Annotated in this window: 3 protein-coding genes; 1 reads left to right on the forward strand and 2 read right to left on the reverse strand. The window is 64.9% G+C overall.

Annotated features, from left to right (window positions below; translation table 11 throughout):
* A partial coding sequence (locus tag IBX53_RS15820; RefSeq protein ID WP_290911251.1) for a DUF294 nucleotidyltransferase-like domain-containing protein occupies positions 1 to 413 on the reverse strand: 413 nt, incomplete at its 3' end.
* A 4-nt stretch (positions 414 to 417) separates the two neighbouring features.
* Positions 418 to 1,209: a type I methionyl aminopeptidase gene (gene map / locus IBX53_RS15825; RefSeq protein ID WP_290911253.1), complete on the reverse strand. Its 792-nt coding sequence runs from the start codon at positions 1,207 to 1,209 to the stop codon at positions 418 to 420.
* A 310-nt stretch (positions 1,210 to 1,519) separates the two neighbouring features.
* On the opposite strand from map, the gene rpsB reads away from it, so the two are divergent.
* Positions 1,520 to 2,266, forward strand: coding sequence for a 30S ribosomal protein S2 (gene rpsB, locus IBX53_RS15830; RefSeq protein ID WP_290911254.1), 747 nt, complete (start codon positions 1,520 to 1,522; stop codon positions 2,264 to 2,266).
* Positions 2,267 to 2,288: the final 22 nt, after the last annotated feature.

A 2,288-nucleotide genomic window follows, 5' to 3' on the forward strand; every position in this document is an offset into this window, starting at 1 on the left:
TGGCCGATCTCCAGGCCGATGTCCCACAGGAAGGTGACGAAGGCGGTGAGCGCCTCCCGGTAGGGCGCGTCGTCGTCGTGCTCGAGGAGCAGTAGCAGGTCGACGTCGGAGTGGGGGTGCAGCTCGCCGCGGCCATAGCCGCCCACGGCGAGCAGCGCGAGCCTCTTGCCCGGGGGCCACTCGTGCTGCTCCCAGGCTACCGCCAGCAGCCGGTCCAGGCACCAGGCGCGGCCATGGATCAGGTCGCGGATGTCGGCGCCCTCCCGGAAGCGCCCGTCGAGGCGGTCCTGGATCTCGTGCAGCGCCGCCTTGAAGGGGGCGATGGGCGAGCGGCTGCCCTCGAGCTCGGCGCGGAAGGCGTCGGCGTCGAACAGGCTCTCGTCGGGGGAGAAGCGGTAATGGTGGAGCAGCATGGTGTCAGCGCTCGAGGAAGGAGAGGTCTTCGTCGTGGCGCGCGGTGAGCACCTCGACGCCGGTCTCGGTGACCAGCAGGGTGTGCTCCCACTGGGCGGAGAGGCTGCGGTCCTTGGTGATGGCGGTCCAGCCGTCGCGCAGTACCTTGGTGCGGGAGTCGCCGACGTTGATCATCGGCTCGATGGTAAAGCACATGCCCGCGGCGAGTTCGATGTCCGCCTCGGGGGCGTAGCCGTCGTAGTGCAGCACCTGGGGCTCCTCGTGGAAGCCGGCGCCGATGCCGTGGCCGCAGAAGTCGCGTACCACCGAGTAGCCACTGGCTTCGGCGTGGCCCTGGATGGCGCGGGCCAGCGTGGAGAGGCGCACGCCCGGGCGCACCAGGGCGATGCTGCGATAGAGGCACTCCTGGGTGACGCGACACAGCCGCTCGCCCTGGATGGTCTCGCCGATCACGAACATCACGCTGGAGTCGCCGTGGTAGCCGTCGGCGGTCTTCACGGTGATGTCCAGGTTCATGATGTCGCCCTTCTTCAGCGACTTGCCGTCGTCGGGGATGCCGTGGCACACCACGTGGTTGATGGAGGTGCACACCGACTTGGGGAAGCCATGATAGTTCAACGGGGCGGGGGTGGAGCCGAGTTCGTCGACGATATAGGCATGGCAGCGACGATCGATCTCGCCGGTGGTGATGCCGGCCTTGACGAAGGGAGTGATCATCTCCAGCACGCTGGCGGCCTGTCGGCCCGCCTCGCGCATCTTCTCGATCTCGTCGGGCGTCTTGATGGGTACGTTCATGGAATCTCGAGGGTGGGGGTGGGGTCGCCCGGGCAGCTCGGGCCGGGCGACTTCAACTGGCGGATGATCCATGGTATAAAGCTGCGCGCCTTCCTGCAATCGCCCGTCCTCACCGCCCACCCACGTCGAGGTTTCGCCGTGACGGCTGCGCGGAGTACGGCAACAGGAGTGGCGTCAATCAATGTAACGCCTTGAAAACACACACGCACCGGCACATGGTCCCGGGTGCTGTCGTGGTCATCTCGCGATGATGCGGCGGTCGGATCCATGGGGTGCGTGGAGGCCTAACCCGATTTTCCAGGAGTCATCCATGGCACACGTCAACATGCGTGACCTGCTGAAGGCAGGCGCTCACTTCGGTCACCAGACAAAATACTGGAACCCGAAGATGAGCAAGTTCATCTTCGGCGCCCGCAACAAGATCCACATCATCAACCTCGAGCATACCCTGCCGGCCCTGAACGAGGCCATCGAGGTGGTCGAGAAGATGGCCGCGTCCAACAACAAGGTCATGTTCGTCGGCACCAAGCGCAGCGCCAGCAAGATCATCAAGGAAGAAGCCCTGCGCGCCGGTCAGCCCTACGTCAACCACCGCTGGCTGGGTGGCATGCTGACCAACTACAAGACCATCCGCCAGTCCATCAAGCGGCTGCGCGACCTCGAGACCATGCGCGAGGACGGTACCTTCGAGAAGCTGACCAAGAAGGAAGTCCTGATGGCGACCCGCGAGCAGGACAAGCTCGAGCGTTCCATCGGTGGTATCAAGGAGATGGGTGGTCTGCCCGACGCCCTGTTCGTGATCGACGTCGACCATGAGCGTATCGCCATCAACGAGGCGAACAAGCTGGGCATCCCGGTCATCGGCGTGGTGGATACCAACTCCGATCCGGACGGCGTCGACTACGTGATCCCGGGCAACGATGACTCCATCCGCGCCATCCAGATCTACGTCAAGGCCATCGCCGACGCCTGCGCCCGTGCGAAGGAAGGTCGTTCCGAAGAGTTCGTCGAGGTCACCGACGAAGTCGTCCAGGAAAGTGACAGCGCCGCCGAGTGATCGCGGCTAGTCTGTTCGGTGG

The organism is Halomonas sp., assembly GCF_014859505.1.
Lineage (GTDB): Bacteria > Pseudomonadota > Gammaproteobacteria > Pseudomonadales > Halomonadaceae > Halomonas.

What these genes read in the sequence shown, in the direction of transcription:
- map (WP_290911253.1), bottom strand. Translation starts at nt 1,209, where the DNA reads ATGAACGTACCCATCAAGACGCCCGACGAGATCGAGAAGATGCGCGAG.
- rpsB (WP_290911254.1), top strand. Translation starts at nt 1,520, where the DNA reads ATGGCACACGTCAACATGCGTGACCTGCTGAAGGCAGGCGCTCACTTC.